Below are 21,059 nucleotides of genomic sequence, written 5' to 3'. Positions count from 1 at the left end.
GTTCCAACTATCCCTTGGGGATAGCGCTAAGGAGGTCCACAGCCGTATCCCACTCAGCATCGGTTGCGGTTCAAGAGTGCATGCAGGCTTTCCAGGTGGGCCTGGACGACTTCGGGGCGCGCAGGCCTAGGATTGGCTGTGGGTGTCGGATCGGCTGTGACGGTATTGCTCTGTCCTTGTCCAGCCCATGCCTTGAACTCACCTCGAATGGCCGCCTGGATGATGCCGAACAGGTAGCCTGCAGGTTTGCGCACCTCGCTGCTGCGACAGCGTGCCGCCCATTCGTCGAGCACCGCTTGCCGCTGTTCGGCCTCGACCTGTTGCAGAGCCACCAGAGCACCGGCCTGCTGTTCTTCTTTCAGCGACAGAAAACGCTCGGGCAGTTGCAGATCCTGGAGTTCTTGCGCGCGCGGTACTGTACGTATTTTATTTATACGATTACTAAGTACTTCAGTACGGTCCTGCTTCGGAATCCGAAGAGGGTTGGTTTTGCTGGCTTTCGAGCCTGCTTCGGAATCCGAAAGCAGTGGTTCACCATTCCGAAGAAAGGCGTCGCTGCCTTCTTCGGATTCGTGGCTGGGCTGCTCCTGTGGATAACTATTTAATGCGGGTGTGCTGCCCTGGGCCATGCGCTGCGCCAGCACCTGCAGCCGCGTTGGCAATACACGACCGCTGAGCATGGGGTCTTCGGAAAGCTCTTGTATTGCGTGGTAGCCCACTCGTTGGATTGCCTTGCTGGCGTGATTGAGTGCGTGGCTGACCAGCCCAAGGTACTCAGGGTCGAGCTGCATGGCCTCAAAGGGTGTAAGCGGTTCGTCGTGCAGGACGTAGAGGTTGCCTTTGATGCGCCCGGTCTTGGGATCGCGCCGGCGGCGCACGAGGCTGAGCCAGCGTGTCAGGCGCAGCAGTGTTAGCGCACGTGCCACGGTTTCATGCGAGGCCTGTTCCGCGCAGGGCGTTGAGGCTAAGTAGGGACGTAATTGATCGTAGGTGGGAAATGCCGTCACTCCATCCTTGTTGAGCAAGAGCCGGAAAACCTGCCAGGCGTTGCGCTCCAGTGGTGTCAGGCGTTTGTCGAGAAACAGTGTGCGTGGCACGCTTTCATGATGGTTGCCGCTATAAATAAATCCGTCGCTGCTGACAGCCACAGTACTCTTGGGTGGTGTCAGGTGCCGCAGGGCGTCGTCGAGCAGGGCTGAAAGAGAGGCAGCGCTTGCAGGTCGAGGGTTTGGCGGCACCATGGCTGGCTACACCAGACCTTGGTCGATCCAGCTCCGTATCGCGGCCCAGATCACGGATATGGGCAACGCCAAATCTTCGGCCAGGTCCATCACCAATTCCAGCATCGCGCTGTCGTCGTCCAGTGCGATGCTTCGTTCTTCAACAGCAGACTTCCAGTGCTTCCACAGGGTCATCTCCTGGTCTTCATTCAAGACGTGGTGCCGGCCTTTGCGTTTGGGCAAGCCGATGATGTCGCGACGCAGTGCCACCTCTTGATGGGTCAAACCATAGAACTTGCTGACCATTTCTGTACTGGCTCCCAAGCGCAGCATGCGATCAATCGTGGCAATCTCTTGCTCGATGTCGTGCATCTGGCTCAGGAGTCGCCACAGCACCTCACGATTGACCGTCACCGAACACCAGGGCACTTTGGCATCGACTAAGAGGTTCACCAGTGTCGGTTGCTTCAGGACGTCCAGCTCCCGCTCACTGAATCCCATCGCCAGGCAGCGACGCAGTTGACCGTTGCGTAGGTCGTGCAATGCTTGAGCCACGACAGCTTGATTCAGTGGGTGGGGTGCCAACATGGTTCTCTCCTGACCTTGTCAGTGGCCGGTCTCATCGGGATTGGTATCCAGGTCACGAAGTCGGCGTGCCAGCCGGACCAGGCGGAAGAACTTGACCAAGCCGTCGTCGCTCAGGCGGGAGCGAGTTGCTGTGTCACTGATGTCGGTCCCATGCATCAGTGATCCCAAACCATCGTCCAGCATGAAGTCGTCGTGATCGAATACGGATGACTCTGCGTCGTAATGGGTACTCAATGCGCGCAGCAGGGCCAATACCGTTCGCTCAAACACCGAAAGTGCGCTAGTGCCCTGTGTGGAAGCCCTGCAGGTGAAGCCGATGTCGGCATTGAGTGGTTCGATGCAGTCGGTCAGGTCGGCTTCCTCTGCGATTTCCCGTGCAAATTGTGCGATGTGGATACGTAGCCGATCCGGTGAGTCCAGCCCTGGATCGATGTACCAGACATCGCTGATCGGAAAGAGCCCACTGCCGGCCTGGACGGGGATGGCTTGCAATACATTTTCTGCAAACCCCGGCATGGGTTCGCCGGTTTGCTCGGCCACCAGATGCTGGATCGCTTGCAGACGTTCGGTGCTGGCGACAGGTGAAACGATATGGCCCTGAAGTTGCGCGTCTGTAATGTCCTCGCGATCAGGGTTACTCAGGGCAGCATCCGGCTCATGCGGCTCATGCGGCTGTACTGGCGTTGGCGGTGTTGCCGTGTCCGTAGCTGCAGTGCTTGGTGAATGTACCGCAGCATCATCGTGCCGAGTCGAAGTCGATTTTGGGGGAGGCACAGCGCCGGTTTCGGGGATGGCGATAGCGGGCGTAGCTTCGACTGAAGGTGGCGGGGTGTTTACTGCACGCTGACGGTGCTCGGTGTTGTCGATGTCCAGTTCCAGCGCGTTGTAGTCGGCTTCGAGCAGCTCTGCCATTTGCCCGATCAGTTCGTCTTGGACTCGCCTGGTCGAAAAGACTGCGGGCTGTGTGTCGAACGGTGCTAGGACGTCGTGGAACAGCGTTTCGAAGTCGACACCCAATGGCTTGCCGCTTGCCTGTTTTTCCCAGGTGAACTCGGCGGCTTTGCGCAGTACCGCCAGCCTTTCGACTTGGTGCCTTCCCAGTCCGTTGTACAAGACGTTTGGGATGGTGGGCAGGAGGTAGCGCACCGTGTCCTGCATACGGCTGATGTGAGGCTGCGGGATCGGGTAGCCGTCAGCGGTGAGGCGGCGAGCGAGTTCCGACTGAGAGAGCGTCTTGCCGATCTCCTGCTCGTACAGCTCACGCGCTTTTTCGACACCCAGCGCTCGCTCGATGAAGGTCAGTCCACCATGCAGTTCGTTTTCGGCCAGGTGTCCGGTCAGCGCAATGATTTCACCGCGCTCTGGCCAAGGGCGGAACAGGCTCGGGATACGGAAAAATCTTTGATCCTTAGTCTCCGCCCAGAGCTCGCGCAGAATCGCCAGTCGGGTGTTGCCGCCATTGCGGATGATGTAATGATCGGCACCGGGCCGCCGAGTGATCGATGGCGGTGCATCCAGACCCCGCTCCCGGATTGAGGCCTTGATTTCATCGTAGAGAGGATTGCGCGTAATACGTGGATCAAGCTCGTAGGGGCGCAGATCGTCTAGCGTGACAACCATCGGCGTTTCCACGGCGGGATCGCTCAGTCCCTGTGCAGTGGGACCGCTGCGAGAGAACGCATCGGCCATCAGCTTGCCGGCCATTTCCTGAGGCGTGACGTCAGCCATCTTGACCTCCCGATAGGCCCCGCTCTGCCCGGCGCAGTTGTGCCCAGGCATTCTGGCTTGCACGGAGATCGCTTGCCGTCGAGCTGGTGAATATCGGTGGCAGGCCCGTCTTCACGAATTTCAGGTGGCCTCCGGATGTGCGACTGACCTCCCAGCCATCCTCCAAGGCAAACTCGATCAGCGTTAACAGCCGATTGTGGCCACGGCACAGGTCATGGACGCTCGACATGGCTTCGCCTCCTGTCGATCCGGCCGGTCACCTGGGCAAACTGCTCCTGCCAATGCGGGCAGAGTTCGGTTGCCAGGGTACGCATGGTCTCCAGCGCCGCGGGTGCCTGACGCCCGGACGGACGCCGGTGTTCGATGCGATGTACCGGCTGGCCTGCTGTTGCAGCACGAGAAAATGCCTCGATGGCCGGTACTTCAGTACGCAGAATCTGGATCTCGTTATGTTCACGGAAGATGAGGCGCAGCGTTTGCTGGACCAACCTGGCGCTCGACGAAACGGCCGGAACGCGGTTGATCAGCAAATGCAGCGGTGGCGGTTGGATGCCCAGGTAGCGGTAAGCGGCGATTGCGTCGACAAGTTGGAGCGTGCCGCGCCGAAGTTCGCGGGCTGCCAGAATTTCCGGAGTGATCGGTGACACGGCGAAGTCAGCGGCGAGCATGGCCATCTCAAGTAAAACGCTGCGGGCACCTTGTGTGTCGATCAGCATCACGTCGTAATGTGGCTGGAACAATGACAGCAGGTTGCGTAGCCGCAAGCGTCCATCCGCTGCGTGCAGCAGCAATGTTCCCAGTTGCTGGTGCTCGTCATTGGATAGCACCACATCAAGTCCCTCGATGATGGTGTGCGAAACCAGGTGCGGCAGTGTTCTCTCGTTGAATGCCAGCAGCTCGTAGATGCCGTTCGGGGCACGGCTTGCTAGCTCGTAGTAGGACGACAGCGTGGGCTGACCATCCAGATCGAGCAGGAGCACGCGCTTGCCTGCGTCAGCGAGGAAGCCTCCCAGGTTGGCGGCGACGGTCGTCTTGCCAACGCCGCCCTTGGTCGAAATGATGGCGATCACTTGCATGACTCGCTCCTCTTGGGCAGTGGAGCGATGTCAAGCGCGCTCTTGGAGACGTTCGGTAATCCATTGGTCGATTTCAGCTGAATCCCAGCCGACAGCGCGGATACCTAGACGTAAGGCCTTGGGAAATTTTCCGTCCTTCATCAGATTGTAAATATGTGCGCGTTTGAATCCAGTTTTGGCTTCAACTTCTGCGCGACGCAGAATGCGTCGATCCGCGATTGAGAAGGTGTGCTCGGTGGACATGGTGGTCACTCCTTTATGCTTGGTAGCACTCGTAGGCGTGACTCGAGTAGATGAGCCACACTGCATGTGTGCACCAAAGAATCGGATCTTGCTGACCACCGGATTCATCGGAGAGCGACTGCGTTCGCTGATCCGATTTCTACTAATCTGAGGACATACAACGTCAAGCTGACCCGTATGCGTTCCATATTGGTAAAGTCTTTGGAGCGATCAAGAGTAAAAGGCACACCTAACCTCTGGAAGACCGACGAGCGGAAGCCCCAGTATTTTTTGTCATGCCGGTGACAGAAAGTGTCATGTGCAAAATAAGCTTTGTTGTGGTTAGAGCTGAGTGGTGCGGTGCCGCACTCGTAGTGCGTTGTGGCTGGTGTTTAGTCTGGACTCAGCTGACTTTTACAGTCAGGGATCTGACGAAAACAGTAGGGCTCTGGTTGCTGGCACGGAGCCATACATCTCATTTTGAGAAAGGTTTATCAAATAGTTGGTGCTGCACCAACTTGCAGGGCTCGCGCGATGAACCTAGCCAGCTCATCCGATGGAGGCTTGTCCAGCATGGCAATGACGGTCGCTGTGCTGGGTACGTCGTCGGTGACAGGGCGTATGATGACGTCGGAGTGCTTGTACAGGGTGGCCTGCGACGACAGCCCTACGCCAATACCGTAGCCTGCGGCCACAAGCATCATCATGGGTTCGTGACCTGAAACGTATTCGGCGACGTTAAGTGATGGCAATGTGGGGGCGCAGAACCAATTGCGAATGACATCGTGCCCGCCCGAGCACCGTTCAGGATGGCAGAGAATCAACGGATGTCGGGCAACCTCGCGAAGCGGTATTTTATCGAGAGAAAGAAGTGGGTGGTTCCGAGGGATCGCGATAGCAGGACGATCTGTCCAGACCACTTCCTTGATGAGCCTACTACCGGGCTCAGTATGCACAGTGAAACCAGCATCAATCTGGTCGTGGTCTAGGGCTTTGACCATTTCGCTGACAGTCATTTCTACGATCTTTATCTCTGTGAGGGGCTCCTCCTCACGACAACACGCCAATAACCTGGTCAGTCTTGGCTGTGCAAGGTTATCGGCTAAGCCGATACGCAACCGACCACGAAATCCTCTTGCTGCAGCATGTACTCGTGCTCGTGCTCCATCCATGCGCATAAGCACATGGCGTGCTTCCTCCTGAAATACCTCTCCAGCCCAGGTCAGGCGAATACGCCCTTGGATGCGATGGAACAGGCGGGTTCCTAGCTCTGATTCCAGTTCTTTGATCGCCCGCGAGAGGGGGGAAGGCTCAATATGGACTCTGGTTGCAGCCCGCGAAAAGCTCAGTTCTTCGGCCACAACCAGGAAGTAGCGCAGGTGACGTATTCTCATACCGTAGCTGCCTTACCGTGTTGTGAGTTTGTCCAAAGGTACAGAGCGCAACAATCGGACATTGGTCAGTTTTTGTTCTTAAAAGTCAGATAGTGAACCAGACAGGAACAGGCGTAGACAATTCGCACGGGGTCTCCGTCGATGGGAGTAGCATTGTCAGGATTGAGCACTACGTCCCAAATGGAGTAGTGGCGATGGGGTTGAAGAGGGATAAAGGATCGGACCTGTGCCTGTAGCCCATCATGCCCGGGCGAAGGTGCCAGGCTGCAGGAAGCCAGTAGCTGTCTGTGAACTATCTTGGAATAAAATTGGCGTGGGGGTTGCCTGCCTGTCCAGATAAGTCCATACTTGTGTCCGCTAATCAAACAGCGGAAGCGGAAACCCCTTTTAAATCAAAAGGTTGAAGGCTAGGCTCTAGTCTCGTTTCCCGCTCCAAATTCACGAAACGCCGCTCATTCGAGCGGCGTTTTCGTTTGTGCGCGTTTTTTAGGCGTTGGGTGGCAAGGAGCAATGTGGTGGCGGCGGTGGTGGGCTGAAGCCCACCCTACGGTTTGCCCGCGTTCACGCCAGGTAGGTCGAGGCGAGTGCCGCGCGCCGGTCGAGGCGCCCCCTACGTTGGCCGTCGCCTCACGAGGGCGCATGGGGCGCGCCGCGCGCACCTCAACAGCCGGGGGGCAGGGCGCTCAATGCCGCGATTGCTGATCCGGCATGGCCAGCAGCTGCTTCTCCCGGTTCCAGTCGAACGGCTCGTCGTTCTCCTCGGCTTCGTGACGTCGTTCTTCCAGTGCCTGGAACAGCGCGATCTCGTCGTCCGGCATGAAGTGCAGGCAGTCGCCGCCGAAGAACCACAGCAGGTCCCGCGGAACCAGATGGGCGATCTGCGGGTAGCGGTGGAACACCTGGCAGATCAGATCCTGGCCGAGGTGGCGCTCTTCCGGCACGTCGGGCAGGCGCATGAGCAGGTCGTCGAAGCGCTCGAGGAAGAGCTCGTGGCTTTCTTCGGAAACCTGCCCGGATTCGCCCATGGCGAGCAGAATGCCGCGCAGCTGGGCCAGCAGGGCGAGGTTGTGGTCAACGTAGGGATTGGCCATGAAACACCTGTATCGTTCTGGGGGCGCGATTATAGGCAACGCGCCGCGTTCGTGAAGGTCAGCGTACCCGTCCCGGGGTCGGCTCCAGTTCGTCCCTGGCGAAGTCATCGACGTCGATCACCTGGCGGCGCGCCGCGTGGGCCACGCGCAGGCGGGCGGCGTCTTCCTCGCTGATGACAGCCGCGGCCAGGGCGGCCTCGATCGGGTCCTCGTTCGGGCCGGGCGCGAACGCCCCGGCCTTCAACGCGCGGCGCAGCTTGCGCTCGGCCTCGTGGCTGTCCGCTACGGTCTCGAAGGCCCGGCGCAGCGCCGCCAGTGGTTCGTCGCCACTCTCGGGACGGTAGACAGCCGAAAGTACCCGTTCGAGCGCCGGATCGCCGTCCGGTCGTCCGAGAATGGCCGCCACCTGCGTATCCAGGCGGTCGGAAGGCCCCTTGTGGCGTCGCCCGAATGGGAAGACCGCCAGGTTCAGCAGGCCGCCGAGCAGCCGGTTGGGGAAGTTGGCGAGGATGCCCACCATCGCCGTCTCGGCCTGGGCCAGGCATTCCTCCATGGCCCAGCGCAGCAGCGGGCGCTGTTCGGAGGGGTGGCCGAGATCGTGGTAATGCTTCAGCGCGGCAGAGCCCAGGTACAGGTAGCTGAAGACGTCGCCCAGGCGGGCCGACAGGCGCTCGCGGCGCTTGAGTTCGCCGCCGAGCAGCATCATCGACAGGTCGGCGAGCAGGGCGAAGGCCGCGGCGATACGGTCCAGCGCGCGGAAATAGGACTGCGCCAGCGGGTCTCCGGGCCCCCGTCCGAACAGCCCGAAGGTGAAGCCGTAGACCAGGGTGCTGGCGAGGTTGCCCACCGCGAAGCCGACGTGCTCCATGAGCAGCCGGTCGAAGCGGGCGATCGCCTGTTCGCGGTCCGGCTCCTGCACCGCCTCCATTTCCCGCAGCACGAGCGGATGGCAGCGGATCGCGCCCTGGCCGAAGATCATCAGGTTGCGCGAGAGGATGTTCGCGCCTTCGACGGTGATCGAGATCGGCACCGACAGCCAGGCGCGCGCCAGGTAGTTGTTCGGGCCGAGCATGATGCCCTTGCCGCCGTGGATGTCCATGGCGTGGGCGATGCATTCGCGACCGCGCTCGGTGAGGTGGTACTTGACCATGGCCGAGAGCACCGAAGGCCGTTCGCCGAGGTCCACCGCATGGGCGGTGAGGATGCGGGCGCTGTCCATCAGCCAGGCATTGCCGCCGATGCGGGCGAGCGAGGCCTGGATGCCCTCGAAGGCGTCGAGCGGCACGTCGAACTGTTCGCGCACGCGCGCATAGCGGCCGCTGACGTAGCTGCACAGCTTGGCCGCGCTGGTGCCGGTGGCGGGCAGGGAGATCGAGCGGCCGACCGACAGGCAGTTCATCAGCATCATCCAGCCCTTGCCGATCATCTCGCGGCCGCCGATCACCGCCTCCAGCGGCACGAACACGTCCTTGCCCCAGTTCGGGCCGTTCATGAAGGCGGCGCCGAGCGGGACGTGCCGACGGCCTATGCTCACGCCCTCGGTGTCGGTGGGGATCAGCGCCAGGCTGATGCCCAGTTCGCTCTGCTCGCCGAGCAGGTGGTCGGGGTCGTAGGTCTTGAAGGCGACCCCGAGCAGCGTGGCGATCGGGCCGAGGGTGATGTAGCGCTTCTCCCAGTTCAGCCGCAGGCCGAGCACTTCCTCGCCTTGCCAGAGTCCGCGGCAGACCACGCCGGTGTCGTTCATGGCGCCGGCGTCGGAGCCGGCGTAGGGCCCGGTCAGGGCGAAGCAGGGGATGTCGCGGCCGTCAGCCAGGCGCGGCAGGTAGTGGTCGCGCTGAGACGGCGTGCCGTAGCGCAGCAGCAGTTCGGCCGGGCCCAGCGAGTTGGGCACCATCACCGTGCTGGCCAAGTCGTTGCTGCGGGTTGCCAGCTTCATCACCACCTGGGAGTGGGCGAGGGCGGAGAAGCCCTTGCCACCGTATTCCTTGGGGATGATGAGGGCGAAGAAGCCCTGTTCCTTTATATAGGCCCAGGCCTGCGGCGGCAGGTCCATGCGCTGGGCGATATCCCAGTCGCTGACCATGGCGCAGAGGGTTTCGGTAGGTCCGTCGAGAAACGCCTGTTCCTCGTCGGTCAGCCGGGCCGGCGGGTAGCCGAGCAGGCGGTTCCAGTCCGGGCGACCGCTGAACAGCTCGCCGTCCCACCAGACGGTGCCGGCCTCGATCGCGTCGCGCTCGGTGGCGGAAATCGGCGGCAGCACCTCCCTGAACCAGTCGAGCACCGGCGCGGTGATGTACTTGCGGCGCAGGTCGGTGAACAGCAACGGCACGGCGACGATCGCCCACAGCAGCCAGAGAATTAGCATCAACCAGGCGGGCGCGTCCTCCGAGGCCGACATCGCCACCAGGTAGAGCCCGACGATCACCAGCGCCGGTATCGGCGACAGGCGCCAGTGGGCGAGGCCGGTGATCCCCACCAGCAGTACGAGCAACCAGAGCCAGACCATGGCGTCCTCCCAGACTCGGTGAGCGGCAGGCCCGGCTGAAAGCCGAGCCGTTTGCTGTCTTTGTCAGTGACCGCCCCCAGGCTGCACGAGTTCGGCCGCGGGCGCGGGCGGGCGAGGTTGCAATTTGTTGCAACTGCCCCTATCTAGCAGTCTCTTCCGGCACACAAGCGCGCATCCGAATGAGTTCTGCCCTGTCCATCCGGCAACTGACCAAGACCTACGGCAATGGCTTTCAGGCCCTTAAGGGCATCGACCTGGACGTCGCCGAAGGTGACTTCTTCGCCCTGCTTGGCCCTAACGGGGCCGGCAAGTCCACCACCATCGGCATCCTCTCCACGCTGGTCAACAAGACCGGGGGCACGGTGCAGGTGTTCGGGCACGACCTGGACCGCGACCCGTCCGGGCTCAAGCGCTGCCTGGGCGTGGTGCCGCAGGAATTCAACTTCAACCAGTTCGAAAAGGCCTTCGACATCCTCGTCACCCAGGCCGGCTACTACGGAATTCCGGCGCGCATCGCCAAGGCGCGCGCCGAGCAGTACCTCAAGCAGCTCGGGCTGTGGGACAAGCGCGACGTACCGTCGCGGATGTTGTCGGGCGGCATGAAGCGCCGGCTGATGATCGCCCGCGCGCTGATCCACCATCCGCGGCTGCTGATCCTCGACGAGCCCACCGCTGGCGTGGACATCGAACTGCGGCGATCCATGTGGTCCTTCCTCACCGAACTCAATAAAGAGGGGATCACCATCATCCTGACCACCCATTACCTGGAGGAAGCCGAACAGCTATGCCGCAACATCGGCATCATCGACCAGGGGCGGATCGTCAAGAACACCAGCATGCGCGAGTTGCTCAAGCAACTGCACGTGGAGACCTTCCTGCTCGACCTCAAGGAGTCGCAACTGGTCCCGCCGGAGCTCGGCGCCTACCCGGCGAAGCTGGTGGACCACCATACGCTCGAGGTGCAGGTGGAGAAGAGCCAGGGCGTCACCGAGCTGTTCCGCCTGCTCGCCGCCCAGGGCATCGAGGTGCTGAGCCTGCGCAACAAGACCAACCGGCTGGAGGAGCTGTTCGTGTCGCTGGTGGAAAACAACCTGCCCAAGGGGGCCAAATGAGCGCGGAGCTGCGTCCCAACCTGGTCGCCCTGGCCACCATCGTCCATCGCGAGATCCGCCGCTTCATGCGCATCTGGCCGCAGACCCTGCTGCCGCCGGCTATCACCATGGTGCTGTACTTCGTCATCTTCGGCCGGCTGATCGGCGCGCGCATCGGCGACATGGGCGGCTTCAGCTACATGGCCTACATCGTGCCTGGCCTGATCATGATGTCGGTGATCACCAACGCCTACGCCAACGTGGTCTCCAGCTTCTTCGGCACCAAGTTCCACCGCTCGATCGAGGAGCTGCTGGTCTCGCCGGTGTCGCCCCACGTGATCCTCAGCGGCTTCGTGCTCGGCGGCATCGCCCGTGGCCTGGCGGTGGCACTGATCGTCACGCTGCTGTCGATGTTCTTCACCGACCTGCAGATCCACCACCTCGGCGTGACCGTGCTGGTGATGTTGCTGACGGCGACCATCTTTTCGCTGGGCGGCTTCATCAATGCGGTGTTCGCGCGCAACTTCGACGACATCTCGATCGTGCCGACCTTCGTGCTGACACCACTGACCTACCTGGGCGGGGTGTTCTACTCGATCAACCTGTTGCCGCCGTTCTGGCAGAGCGTGTCGCTGGCCAACCCGATCCTGCACATGGTCAACGCTTTCCGTTACGGCATCCTCGGGGTGTCCGACATCCGCATCGGCGTGGCCATCAGCTTCATGCTGGTGGCGGTGGCGGTGCTCTACTTCGCCTGTATCCGGCTGCTGGTGAGCGGCCGCGGGATGCGGCAGTAGCGCGGGAGGCTGGGGGCTTTCCCTCATCCGGCCCTGCGGGCCACCTTCTCCCGGGGGAGAAGGGAACGCATCGCACTGCCTGTGACTTCGGTGCTCGTCCGTAGGAGCAGGCTCTGCCTGCGACCAGAGGCGGCACGGCGCTGATTCACCTGTGTGAGGCGTCACTGCTTGCTGGCTAGGGTGGGCTTCAGCCCACCAACGAGGGCCGGGGCGATGCTCCCTCATCCGGCCCTGCGGGCCACCTTCTCCCGGAGGGAGAAGGGAAAAGCATCGCGCTGCCCGTGGCTTCGGTGCTCGTCCGTAGGTAGGAGCAGGCTCTGCCTGCGACCGGGGCGGCGTTCGGCATAAATCTGTGGGAGGCGCGCCCCCGCGGCGACTGGGCGGCCTGCACAGATTCCCAGAAGCTCGCCCCGGGGTCGGGCTTCCCACGGCAACTGGGGGTTCGCGCATTGGGGGCATCTCCGCCAACCGGTGGTGGCGCGCGCCGCACCTTCCTTTAAACTGCCCCGTTTTTCCGCCCTGGACAGCGCCATGCACCATCCTGCCGAGTCATCCCCGCTGGGAAAATCGACTGCCTACGTCGCCACCTACAGCCCGGAGCTGCTGTTTCCGATCCCGCGCGCGGGCAAATGGGCCGAGTTCGGGCTGACCGCCGAGACGCTGCCCTACCAGGGGGTGGACCTGTGGAACTGCTACGAGTTGTCCTGGCTGCTGCCGTCGGGCAGGCCGGTGGTGGCGGTGGCCGAGTTCGGCATCCCGGCCGACTCGCCGAATATCATCGAATCCAAGTCGTTCAAGCTTTATCTCAACTCGCTGAACCAGAGCGTATTCGAAGGCGTTGGGGCGGTGGAGGCGGTATTGCGCAGGGACCTGTCCGCGGTGGCCGGCCGGCCGGTGACGGCTCGCGTGCGCGGCCTCGATGAGGTAGCGGGGGAGGGCATCGGTCGTCTGCCGGGGCTGTGCGTGGACGCGCTGGATGTCGCCATCGAGCATTACGATGCGCCGCGCGCCGAGCTGCTGCGCATCGCCACGAGCGAGCCGGCCGAAGTCTGCCTGCACAGCCACCTGCTCAAATCCAACTGCCCGGTCACCGGTCAGCCGGACTGGGGCAGCCTGGTGGTCGACTACCGTGGCCCGGCGCTGCAGCCGGAGAGCCTGCTCGCCTATGTGGTGAGCTTCCGCCAGCATGCCGATTTCCACGAGCAGTGCGTCGAGCGCATCTTCCTCGACCTGCACCGGCTGCTGCAGCCGGAGCGGCTGACGGTGTATGCGCGCTACGTGCGGCGCGGTGGCCTGGACATCAATCCGTATCGCAGCACCGAGGCGCTGAGGCCGGCCAACCTGCGGCTGGTCCGGCAGTGACACGCGAACCGGTCGGGTGACCTAGATGCCCATGCTGGCCAGGCTCTGCATGATGTTGCGCAAGGTCATGGCCATGCCGGGATGGCTGACCTCGAAGCGCTCGACCGCCAGGTTGACCCCGTCGACCAGCGAGTCGTCCGGCTCGGCGCCGTCGCGCTCCAGCCGGGCCTCGATGTCCCGGGCAATGGCCAGCAGGGACGCGCGCTCTTCGTCGGTCAGCGGCGTGCCTTCGCTCAGTTGGTTGCGTAGCTGTTCGAGCTGGGTCTGGAGTTCGGGTGCGGGCATGATCCTACCTCTCATCGTCAGGATGATGGACAGCTTCGGGCCACCGAAGGTCCCCCAAGGTTAAACCAGCGGCAGGTGCCGTGCCGGCCGGGCTGTATCCGAACGTTGCCGGCCAGGCACGGATTTCGCCACCCGGGCCGGGCTGCGCTGCATTAGAATTGCCGCTCTTCCGGCGCCTGCCGGGATGACTGGACACACTCTGCGCCTCGCTGGCAGGCGCCACACATGACGAACAAGGGAGTCTGCGATGCGAGTGATCGGAGCTGAGGACAAGGGTTGGCTGAAGGCGGGGCTGCTGGCGGTGCTGGCGATGCTGGGCCCGGTCCCGCTGCAGGCCGCCGAGGACGATCCCTGGGAGGGCTTCAACCGGGCGGTCTTCCGTTTCAACGACACGGTCGACACCTACACCCTCAAGCCGCTGGCGCAGGGGTATCAGAAGGTCACGCCGACCTTCATCGAGGACGGCATCGGCAACGTATTCAACAACCTGGGCGACGTGGTCGTGATGACCAATGACCTGCTGCAGGGCAAGATGCGCGACGCCGGCATCGACGCCAGCCGCATTCTCTTCAACACCACCTTCGGGCTGCTCGGCTTCTTCGACGTGGCCACCCACATGGGGCTCTACCGCAACGACGAGGACTTCGGCCAGACCCTCGGGGCCTGGGGGTTGGGCAGCGGGCCCTACGTGGTGCTGCCGCTGCTGGGGCCGAGCAGCGTGCGCGACGCCTTCGGCCGCGTGCCGGACGCCTATCTGCAGCCGTACCCCTACATGGACGACGTGTCGGCGCGCAACCTGATGCGTGGCGTGGATGTGGTCGATACCCGCGCCGAACTGCTCTCGGCGGAAAAGATGATCAGCGGCGATCGCTATGTCTTCGTGCGCAACGCCTACCTGCAGAACCGCGAATTCCGCGTCAAGGATGGCGAGGTCGAGGACGACTTCTGACCGCGCTGCCCGGACCTCACGGCCCGGGCGCATGTTTCAGCGCATTTCCAGGATCGCCAGGCCGAGACGTTGCCGGCCCTGGTCCAGTGCGCTGACGCGAACCACCTCGGCGTCGGCGTCGAGGCCTCTGAGGGACGGGTGCGTGGACGGGATCTGGACCCGGACCCGGTCGCCCATGCGCAGGCTCGAGGTCGCTTCGACCTGCATGCCGGTGCTGGACAGGTCCAGGCAGACGCCCTCGATGCGCTGCTCGTCCAGCAGGAGGATCACGCCGGCGTCCATCCGCATGCGAATGAAATCCCGCTTCTCGTCGTAGTCGCGATCGCGCTGGCTCATGCTCACTCCTGACTTCCCGGTGTCGATTCGGGGCGTTATAGCGTTCGCCAATTCCGGCTGTAAAGGTTTCTGCAGTGATCTGGCGCACGCTTGAAACGCCGAACGTATGGGAGTACCGTCTGCGCCGTGAACGAACTCGCCGCGCCCCAGGGTGCATGCGGGCTTTTCAATCGTCCTGGCGCACTGCCCGGTAGGTACATGCACAACCCAAGCGCCACGCTGCTGATCATTGACGATGACGATGAGGTTCGTGCCAGTCTGGCCGCCTATCTCGATGACAGTGGCTTCCGCGTACTTCAGGCGGCAAGCGGTCCCGAAGGTCTCGAGCTGTTCGATCGCGAGCACCCCGACCTGGTGATCTGCGACCTGCGCATGCCGCAGATGGACGGGCTCGAGCTGATCCGTCTGGTCAGCGAGCGGCAGGCCGACCTGCCGGTCATCGTGGTGTCCGGCGCCGGCGTGATGAACGACGCGGTCGAGGCGCTGCGGCTGGGTGCGGCGGACTACCTGATCAAGCCGCTGGAAGACCTGGCGATGCTCGAGCACTCGGTGCGCCGCGCGCTGGACCGGTCGCGGCTGCGGCTGGAGAACCGCCGCTACCGCGAGCAGCTCGAGGAAGCCAACCGCGACCTGCAGGCGAGCCTCAACCTGCTGCAGGAAGACCAGAACGCCGGCCGCCAGGTGCAGATGAACATGCTGCCGGCGGCGGCCTGGGTGACCGACGATTTCCATTTCGCGCACCAGATCATCCCGTCGCTGTACCTGTCCGGCGATTTCGTCGACTACTTCAGGGTCGACGAGCGACGCATCGTCTTCTACCTCGCCGACGTCTCGGGGCATGGCGCCTCGTCCGCCTTCGTCACCGTCCTGCTGAAGTTCATGACCACGCGCCTGCTCTACGAGTCGCGCCGGCATGGCGTGCTGCGTGAGTTCAAGCCGTCCGAGGTGCTGGGCCACATCAACCGCGGGCTGCTCAACTGCCGGCTGGGCAAGCACGTGACCATGCTCGGCGGCGTGATCGACCAGGAGCACAACCGGCTGCACTACTGCATCGGCGGGCACCTGCCGCTGCCGGTGCTTTACCGTGACGGCAAGGCCGAATACCTGCAGGGGCGGGGCCTGCCCGTGGGGCTGTTCCAGGAAGCGGAATACCAGGACTACGAGCTGGAGCTGCCCGAGTCCTTCAGCCTGACGCTTCTTTCCGATGGCGTTCTGGACCTTTTGCCCGGCGCCACACTCAAAGACAAGGAGGCTGCGTTGCCGGGTCTGGTCGAGCAGGCTGCAGGCTCGCTGGATGGGCTGCGGCAGGTTCTGGGATTGGCCGAGCTGGCGGAGATGCCGGATGATATCGCCTTGCTGGTGTTGAGCAGGAACCTTGCATGAGTACTGGAAAAATCCAGTTCGCCGAGCTGGACGGCACCTTCGTCCTCAAATTCGTCGGCGAAATCCGCCTGACGCTCTGCTCGGCCCTGGATGCGACCATCGAGCAAATCTTCTCGGCGCTCAATTTCTCTTCGATCGTCATCGATCTGACCGAGTCGCGCAGCATCGACAGCACCACGCTGGGCCTGCTGGCCAAGCTCTCGATCCTGTCCAGACAGAAGGTCGGCCTGCTGCCGACGGTGGTCACGACGCACCCGGACATCACCCGGCTGCTGTCGTCGATGGGCTTCGACCAGGTGTTCAATATCGTCGACCAGCCGTTGCCCTGTCCGGAATGCCTCTCGGACCTGCCATCGCAGGACCAGTCCGAGGAAGTGGTCAAGGCCAAGGTGCTCGAGGCGCACCGGATCCTCATGAGCCTCAACGAATCCAATCGCGAAGCCTTCCACGACCTGGTTTCCGCGCTCGAACGCACCTGATCCCGGCGCTTTCCTTTTTCCTGTTCGATTCCTAGCAGCCCTGGCCCGCGCCTGTGCGCCGGCCAGGGCGTGCGTGTGCGTCAGCCGCGAGCGCGCAGCAGGGCTTCGAGCTTTTCCTGGTCGCGGGCGAACTGGCGGATGCCTTCGGCCAGCTTCTCGGTGGCCATGGCGTCCTCGTTGTGCGCCCAGCGAAAGGCGCTCTCGTCGAGCCGGATACGGGCTTCGGAACCGCGCCCTGGCGCGAGCCGGCGCTCCAGCGCGCCCTGTTCGGTCTCCAGCTGGCCGAGCAGTTCGGGGCTGATGGTCAGCCGGTCGCAGCCGGCGAGCGCCTCGATTTGGCCGACGTTGCGGAAGCTCGCGCCCATCACCACGGTCTCGTATCCGTGTGCCTTGTAGTAGTCGTAGATGCGCGTGACCGACTGCACGCCCGGGTCTTCCGCGCCGGTGTAGTCGCGGCCTTCGCTCTTCTTGTACCAGTCGTAGATGCGCCCGACGAAGGGCGAGATGAGGAACACGCCGGCATCGGCGCAGGCCACCGCCTGGGCGAAGGAGAACAGCAGGGTGAGGTTGGTCTGGATGCCGGCCTTCTCCAGCTGCTCGGCCGCGCGGATGCCTTCCCAGGTGGAGGCGATCTTGATCAGCACGCGGTCGCGCCCGATACCCGCCTGCTCGTAGAGCCCGATCAGACGCTCGGCGCGCTCCAGCGTGGCCTGGGTGTCGAATGACAGGCGGGCGTCCACCTCGGTGGAGACGCGGCCGGGGATGAGCTTGAGCACCTCGCGGCCCACGGCGACGGCGAAACGGTCGCAGGTCATGCCCATGTCGCCCTTGCCGCCGGCCAGCGCGGCGTCCAGGTGCTCGTCATAGCGGGGCAGGGCGGCGGCCTTGAGCAGCAGCGAGGGGTTGGTGGTGGCGTCCACCGGCTTGAGGCGGGCGATGGCGTCCAGATCGCCGCTGTCGGCGACGACGGTGGTGAACTGCTTGAGTTGTTCCAGCTTGGAAGTCATGGGAGCGCTCTATCCTCTGAGTTGGCATGACCGGGTCGTCGGTGCGTCAGGTCGGTACATCGGTGTGCCGGCGACACGGCTTGGATCGAATAACGCCTCGCGCGTTCCGAGGGTGCGACGGATCGCGTCAGCGGCCCTCCAGCAGCCCGACGGCCTGGTCGAACAGCCCCAGCGGGTCGGGTGTCTTGTGGATGTCCACCGACAGCAGCTGGCGGAAACGCCGCGCACCGGGAAAGCCCTGCGCCAGGCCGAGCACGTGGCGCGTGACATGATGCATCGAACCGCCTTCGGCCAGATGACGTTCGATGTACGGACGCATGCGCGCGAGGGCTTCGGCACGGCCGATCGGTGGCCGCGTGCTGCCGAACAGGCGCTGGTCCACCTCGGCGAGCAGGTAGGGATTGTGGTACGCCTCGCGGCCGAGCATCACGCCGTCGAACTGCTGCAGATGCGCCAGGCATTCGTCGAGCGTCTTGATGCCGCCGTTGAGCACGATTTCCAGCTGCGGGAAATCACGCTTGAGCGCCGCGACCACGTCGTAGCGCAGGGGTGGGATCTCGCGATTCTCCTTCGGCGACAGGCCCTCGAGAATGGCGATGCGCGCGTGCACGGTGAAGCTGCGGCAGCCGGCCTCAGCGACCTGGCCGACGAAGTCGCACAGTTCGGCATAGCCGTCGCGGCCGTTGATGCCGATCCGGTGCTTGACCGTTACCTCGATCGCCACGGCGTCGCGCATCGCCTTCACGCAATCGGCCACCAGCGCGGGATGGCCCATCAGGCAGGCGCCGATCAGGTTGTTCTGTACCCGGTCGCTGGGGCAGCCGACGTTCAGGTTCACCTCGTCGTAGCCGGCCTGCTCGGCCAGCCGGGCACAGGCGGCGAGGTCGGCCGGCACGCTGCCGCCCAACTGCAGGGCGAGCGGATGCTCGGCTTCGTCGTGGCGCAGGAAGCGCGCGGCATCGCCGTGCAGCAGTGCGCCGGTGGTGACCATCTCGGTGTAGAGCAGGGCGTGGCTGGACAGCTGGCGCAGGAAGAAGCGGCAGTGGCGGTCGGTCCAATCCATCATCGGCGCCACGGAAAAGCGTCGGGACGGCGCGAGGCGTGCGGTTACAGGGGGTGCGGTGATTTCTGACATCGTTGCCGTCTGGTGTTACGCCGTACAGGCGCCGGGAAGCGCGGGGCGATCGACGCGCGGCGGCCGTACGAATGGAGCACGCGGTCGGCCGGCGCAAGGGAGCGCCAGTCTATCAAGAAACCGATCGACGGCGGCTGCGCAGGCACCGGCACGCGACGGAACGTCGATGGGGGGGGGGGGGGGGGGGCAGCGGCCTGCGGCTACTGCTGGATCACGGCGGTGTAGTTGCCCGCGCCGTTCTGGGTGATGCTCGCCACGGCGCCGGCGGTGGGCAGTTGCTGGATCAGCAGCGCCTCGTTGCCCGAACCGATCTGCGACACCGTGGCGGTCTGCTGGAAGCCGGTCTGGGTGGCGGTGAGGAGGTTGTTCGCTCCGTCCTGCTGGATGTTCAGGTAGGCGTTCTCGCCGAGTTGCTCGACCACTACCCGGTTGTAGTCGCCGATCGAGGAACCGGTCAGCGCGCCCTCCGCCGAACCCTGGTCGGCGACCAGTTCGTTGCCGGTGCCGTCCTGGGTGTAGTCGATCCAGGCGCCGAGGGCATGTTCGTGGATCAGCGCGTCGTTGGCGGTGCCCCGCTGGCTCAGGCGCACGCTGTTGCCCATGGGGCTGCCCACTTGGTCGACGTCGGCGACGTTGGCCTGGCCGCTCTGGGTGATTTCCGCCGAGCTCAAGGCGTCGCCCGACTGGACGAGCCGCAGGTCGTTGGCAATGCCGCTCTGTTGCACGCGGGCGGTGGCATGGCCCCACTGCACGACGAGGCCGCGGTTGTCGTAGCCGGCCTGCGAGCTCTGGACGGTGTTGTTGTCTGAGGTCTGCGAAACGATTAGCCCATGCCTGGCGCCATGTTGATACACCGTCGCCCAGGACCCCTCGCCGTCGTATTGCTGCAGCCCGGCGCGGTGGCCGTTACCTTCCTGGCTGACGATGGCCGTGTGGCCGTAGCCGTCGCTGTCCTGGTAGAGGGTCGCGACATTGAACGCGCCGAGTTGCGAGACGACGGAGGTACTGTTCATCCCTTCCTGGTAGACGAATGTCCAGTTATCGACGCTCGTCTGCTGCGTGGTGGCGGTGAGGTTGGCGCCTACTTGCGTCACGTCCGATTGGTTGCGTGATCCGGACTGGGTCTGGGTCGCCTGATTGCCGGTGCCCCAGATCTGTAGTGCCGATGCTTCGTTGTCGGTGCCTTCCTGAACCTGCACGGCAGTGTTCTGGGCGTAGGCATGATGCAGGGCAAGCAGGGAAGTCGACGCGGCGAGGAGGCTGTGCTTGAACATGGCGTGGACGCCCGCAGGTATTGTGGGGAGCCTCCAGTCTCATCCGCGTTCCGCCAATCCGCCATCGACCGATGGATGCAATTTAACGGGGCCCGGGCCGCTGCGGTGATTAACCCCGGGCGTCGGCCGTGTGCCGGTCTTGTTCGCGCTCAAGACCGGCACACGGGTTGCGCCGGGCTTTTCCCTTTTCCCGCCGGATGAAGGCCGGATAAGGGCGGCTTTCAGACAGGATTGACAGGTGCTCGGCGATTACCGTGCGGTCTGTCGTCCCGGCATGGCTCGTCGTGGGCTTCAGCCCAGGCAGAGGTCGTCCCCTTGGTGGGCTAAAGCCCACGAACCGATGGTCTGCGCGCACGGCATTCCACAAGCGGTGCCAGGCTTTTCCCTTTCCCGACGAGGGGCTGGCCTGCAGGGCCGGATAAGGGGAGGGCCTGGCGTGAGCCGATATTGCCGTGCGAGCCATGTTCGCGAGCAATCTCGCTCCTACGGGGGGCACGGGTTCGCTCGAGCGCGGGAAACGCCGCGCTCTTATATGAGTGGCTATGAGTGGCGTTTCTCCCGGGGGAACGGTACTGGCGCGCTCAGCGCGCCAGCCTGGAGGCCATTACGCCTTTCTGGCCCTGTTCTTCGGGGACCTCCTGCAACTTGGCACCACCAACGAACACGCCCATCTTGATGGCCTGGCGGACATAGTGGTTCCTGCCGGCCTCGGCGTTCAGGTCGAGGGTGTTGTCGCCGAATTCGGATTCGGTCGCGAGCACATGTGGGCCGGGTGTGACGAGCCGGTAGAAGTAGGTCTTGCTGGCCGTTTCGCCAAGCACCTCGTCATCGAGCTTGACCGTCTTCTTCAGCGAGGCGCCAAGGGATGAGTCGCGGAAGATGTACAGCCCGGCCTGGTCCTGCGGCGGCGCCGGGAAGGCCTTGTAGGCCTGGTCCTTGTCGCTGGATTCCATCGGTACGGATGCGCAACCGGGCAGCAGGACGAAACTGAGGAGCGCGGCGCGCAGCATTGCTTTCTTGAACATGACTGACTCTTTCCTGAGTGATGGGTCATGGCGACATCATTGCGCCGTCACGCGCACCTTATCCGCAGCCATCGGGAAAGCAAGCCGGCATCTCGAAAATCATGGCGCCGT

The 21,059-nt window shown here is 63.5% G+C and carries 21 protein-coding genes; 6 read left to right on the top strand and 15 right to left on the bottom strand.

Annotated elements, in window-relative coordinates:
* Positions 1 to 53: 53 nt before the first annotated feature.
* The 9 genes from H610_RS24645 to H610_RS0101090 all read right to left on the bottom strand — a co-directional run bounded on the left by H610_RS24645 (position 54) and on the right by H610_RS0101090 (position 9,825).
* Positions 54 to 1,241, bottom strand: a complete 1,188-nt coding sequence (locus H610_RS24645; protein ID WP_080573135.1) for an STY4528 family pathogenicity island replication protein — start codon at positions 1,239 to 1,241, stop codon at positions 54 to 56.
* 6 nt (positions 1,242 to 1,247) lie between these two features.
* Positions 1,248 to 1,808, bottom strand: coding sequence for a DUF2857 domain-containing protein (locus tag H610_RS0101125; protein ID WP_003289339.1), 561 nt, complete (start codon positions 1,806 to 1,808; stop codon positions 1,248 to 1,250).
* Positions 1,809 to 1,826: 18 nt separating this feature from the next.
* Positions 1,827 to 3,536 carry a ParB family protein gene (locus H610_RS0101120; protein ID WP_003289336.1) on the bottom strand — a complete coding sequence of 570 codons (1,710 nt, stop codon included), beginning with the start codon at positions 3,534 to 3,536 and terminating at the stop codon, positions 1,827 to 1,829.
* Positions 3,529 to 3,765 carry a type II toxin-antitoxin system HicA family toxin gene (locus H610_RS25880; RefSeq protein WP_084166337.1) on the bottom strand — a complete coding sequence of 79 codons (237 nt, stop codon included), beginning with the start codon at positions 3,763 to 3,765 and terminating at the stop codon, positions 3,529 to 3,531. Before H610_RS25880 ends, H610_RS0101120 begins: the two co-directional genes overlap by 8 nt.
* On the bottom strand, positions 3,749 to 4,612 hold the full coding sequence (locus tag H610_RS0101115) for a ParA family protein (protein WP_003289334.1): 864 nt from the start codon (positions 4,610 to 4,612) through the stop codon (positions 3,749 to 3,751). Before H610_RS0101115 ends, H610_RS25880 begins: the two co-directional genes overlap by 17 nt.
* A gap of 30 nt (positions 4,613 to 4,642) precedes the next feature.
* Positions 4,643 to 4,855 (bottom strand): AlpA family transcriptional regulator, encoded by a 213-nt coding sequence (locus H610_RS24635; protein WP_003289333.1) that lies wholly within the window; start codon positions 4,853 to 4,855, stop codon positions 4,643 to 4,645.
* A gap of 473 nt (positions 4,856 to 5,328) precedes the next feature.
* The gene (locus tag H610_RS23005) at positions 5,329 to 6,228 is read right to left on the bottom strand and encodes a LysR family transcriptional regulator (protein WP_036997746.1); all 900 of its coding nucleotides are present in this window, start codon (positions 6,226 to 6,228) and stop codon (positions 5,329 to 5,331) included.
* Between the two features lie 683 nt (positions 6,229 to 6,911).
* The gene (locus tag H610_RS0101095; protein WP_028238006.1) at positions 6,912 to 7,319 is read right to left on the bottom strand and encodes a PA2817 family protein; all 408 of its coding nucleotides are present in this window, start codon (positions 7,317 to 7,319) and stop codon (positions 6,912 to 6,914) included.
* Positions 7,320 to 7,377: 58 nt separating this feature from the next.
* The gene (locus H610_RS0101090) at positions 7,378 to 9,825 is read right to left on the bottom strand and encodes an acyl-CoA dehydrogenase (RefSeq protein WP_028238005.1); all 2,448 of its coding nucleotides are present in this window, start codon (positions 9,823 to 9,825) and stop codon (positions 7,378 to 7,380) included.
* 179 nt (positions 9,826 to 10,004) lie between these two features.
* Between H610_RS0101090 and H610_RS0101085 the strand changes: the two genes are divergently transcribed.
* The 3 genes from H610_RS0101085 to queF all read left to right on the top strand — a co-directional run bounded on the left by H610_RS0101085 (position 10,005) and on the right by queF (position 13,075).
* Entirely contained in the window at positions 10,005 to 10,937 is a 933-nt protein-coding gene (locus H610_RS0101085; RefSeq protein ID WP_028238004.1) for an ABC transporter ATP-binding protein, read from the top strand.
* The gene (locus tag H610_RS0101080) at positions 10,934 to 11,713 is read left to right on the top strand and encodes an ABC transporter permease (protein ID WP_028238003.1); all 780 of its coding nucleotides are present in this window, start codon (positions 10,934 to 10,936) and stop codon (positions 11,711 to 11,713) included. The genes H610_RS0101085 and H610_RS0101080 overlap by 4 nt, the downstream gene beginning before the upstream one ends.
* Positions 11,714 to 12,244: 531 nt before the next feature.
* Positions 12,245 to 13,075, top strand: coding sequence for an NADPH-dependent 7-cyano-7-deazaguanine reductase QueF (gene queF, locus H610_RS0101075; protein ID WP_028238002.1), 831 nt, complete (start codon positions 12,245 to 12,247; stop codon positions 13,073 to 13,075).
* A gap of 21 nt (positions 13,076 to 13,096) precedes the next feature.
* Here the strand turns inward: queF and H610_RS0101070 are convergent, their stop codons facing one another.
* The gene (locus tag H610_RS0101070; RefSeq protein WP_028238001.1) at positions 13,097 to 13,360 is read right to left on the bottom strand and encodes a DUF4404 family protein; all 264 of its coding nucleotides are present in this window, start codon (positions 13,358 to 13,360) and stop codon (positions 13,097 to 13,099) included.
* Between the two features lie 247 nt (positions 13,361 to 13,607).
* Between H610_RS0101070 and H610_RS0101065 the strand changes: the two genes are divergently transcribed.
* The gene (locus H610_RS0101065) at positions 13,608 to 14,309 is read left to right on the top strand and encodes an MlaA family lipoprotein (RefSeq protein WP_028238000.1); all 702 of its coding nucleotides are present in this window, start codon (positions 13,608 to 13,610) and stop codon (positions 14,307 to 14,309) included.
* 36 nt (positions 14,310 to 14,345) lie between these two features.
* Here the strand turns inward: H610_RS0101065 and H610_RS0101060 are convergent, their stop codons facing one another.
* A complete protein-coding gene (locus H610_RS0101060) occupies positions 14,346 to 14,645 on the bottom strand; it encodes a PilZ domain-containing protein (RefSeq protein ID WP_028237999.1) in 300 nt (99 codons plus the stop codon).
* 198 nt (positions 14,646 to 14,843) lie between these two features.
* Here H610_RS0101060 and rssB point away from each other — a divergent pair, with 198 nt between their 5' ends.
* Positions 14,844 to 16,028 carry a two-component system response regulator RssB gene (gene rssB, locus H610_RS0101055; protein WP_028237998.1) on the top strand — a complete coding sequence of 395 codons (1,185 nt, stop codon included), beginning with the start codon at positions 14,844 to 14,846 and terminating at the stop codon, positions 16,026 to 16,028.
* Entirely contained in the window at positions 16,025 to 16,507 is a 483-nt protein-coding gene (gene rssC / locus H610_RS0101050) for an anti-sigma factor antagonist RssC (protein ID WP_028237997.1), read from the top strand. Before rssB ends, rssC begins: the two co-directional genes overlap by 4 nt.
* An 80-nt stretch (positions 16,508 to 16,587) precedes the next feature.
* On the opposite strand, the gene tal is transcribed toward rssC, so the two are convergent.
* The 4 genes from tal to H610_RS0101030 all read right to left on the bottom strand — a co-directional run bounded on the left by tal (position 16,588) and on the right by H610_RS0101030 (position 20,948).
* Positions 16,588 to 17,514 (bottom strand): transaldolase, encoded by a 927-nt coding sequence (gene tal / locus H610_RS0101045; RefSeq protein WP_028237996.1) that lies wholly within the window; start codon positions 17,512 to 17,514, stop codon positions 16,588 to 16,590.
* Positions 17,515 to 17,641: 127 nt separating this feature from the next.
* Positions 17,642 to 18,649, bottom strand: a complete 1,008-nt coding sequence (gene dusA / locus H610_RS0101040; RefSeq protein WP_084166336.1) for a tRNA dihydrouridine(20/20a) synthase DusA — start codon at positions 18,647 to 18,649, stop codon at positions 17,642 to 17,644.
* 200 nt (positions 18,650 to 18,849) lie between these two features.
* Positions 18,850 to 19,923: a hypothetical protein gene (locus H610_RS23000; RefSeq protein WP_051231412.1), complete on the bottom strand. Its 1,074-nt coding sequence runs from the start codon at positions 19,921 to 19,923 to the stop codon at positions 18,850 to 18,852.
* A gap of 581 nt (positions 19,924 to 20,504) precedes the next feature.
* The gene (locus tag H610_RS0101030; RefSeq protein WP_028237994.1) at positions 20,505 to 20,948 is read right to left on the bottom strand and encodes a DUF2846 domain-containing protein; all 444 of its coding nucleotides are present in this window, start codon (positions 20,946 to 20,948) and stop codon (positions 20,505 to 20,507) included.
* Positions 20,949 to 21,059: the final 111 nt, after the last annotated feature.

It is taken from the genome of Stutzerimonas azotifigens DSM 17556 (genome assembly GCF_000425625.1).
GTDB classification, from domain to species: domain Bacteria; phylum Pseudomonadota; class Gammaproteobacteria; order Pseudomonadales; family Pseudomonadaceae; genus Stutzerimonas; species Stutzerimonas azotifigens.
Note: the sequence above shows the minus strand (reverse complement) of the source record. Positions and strands in the feature narration are given on the sequence as shown.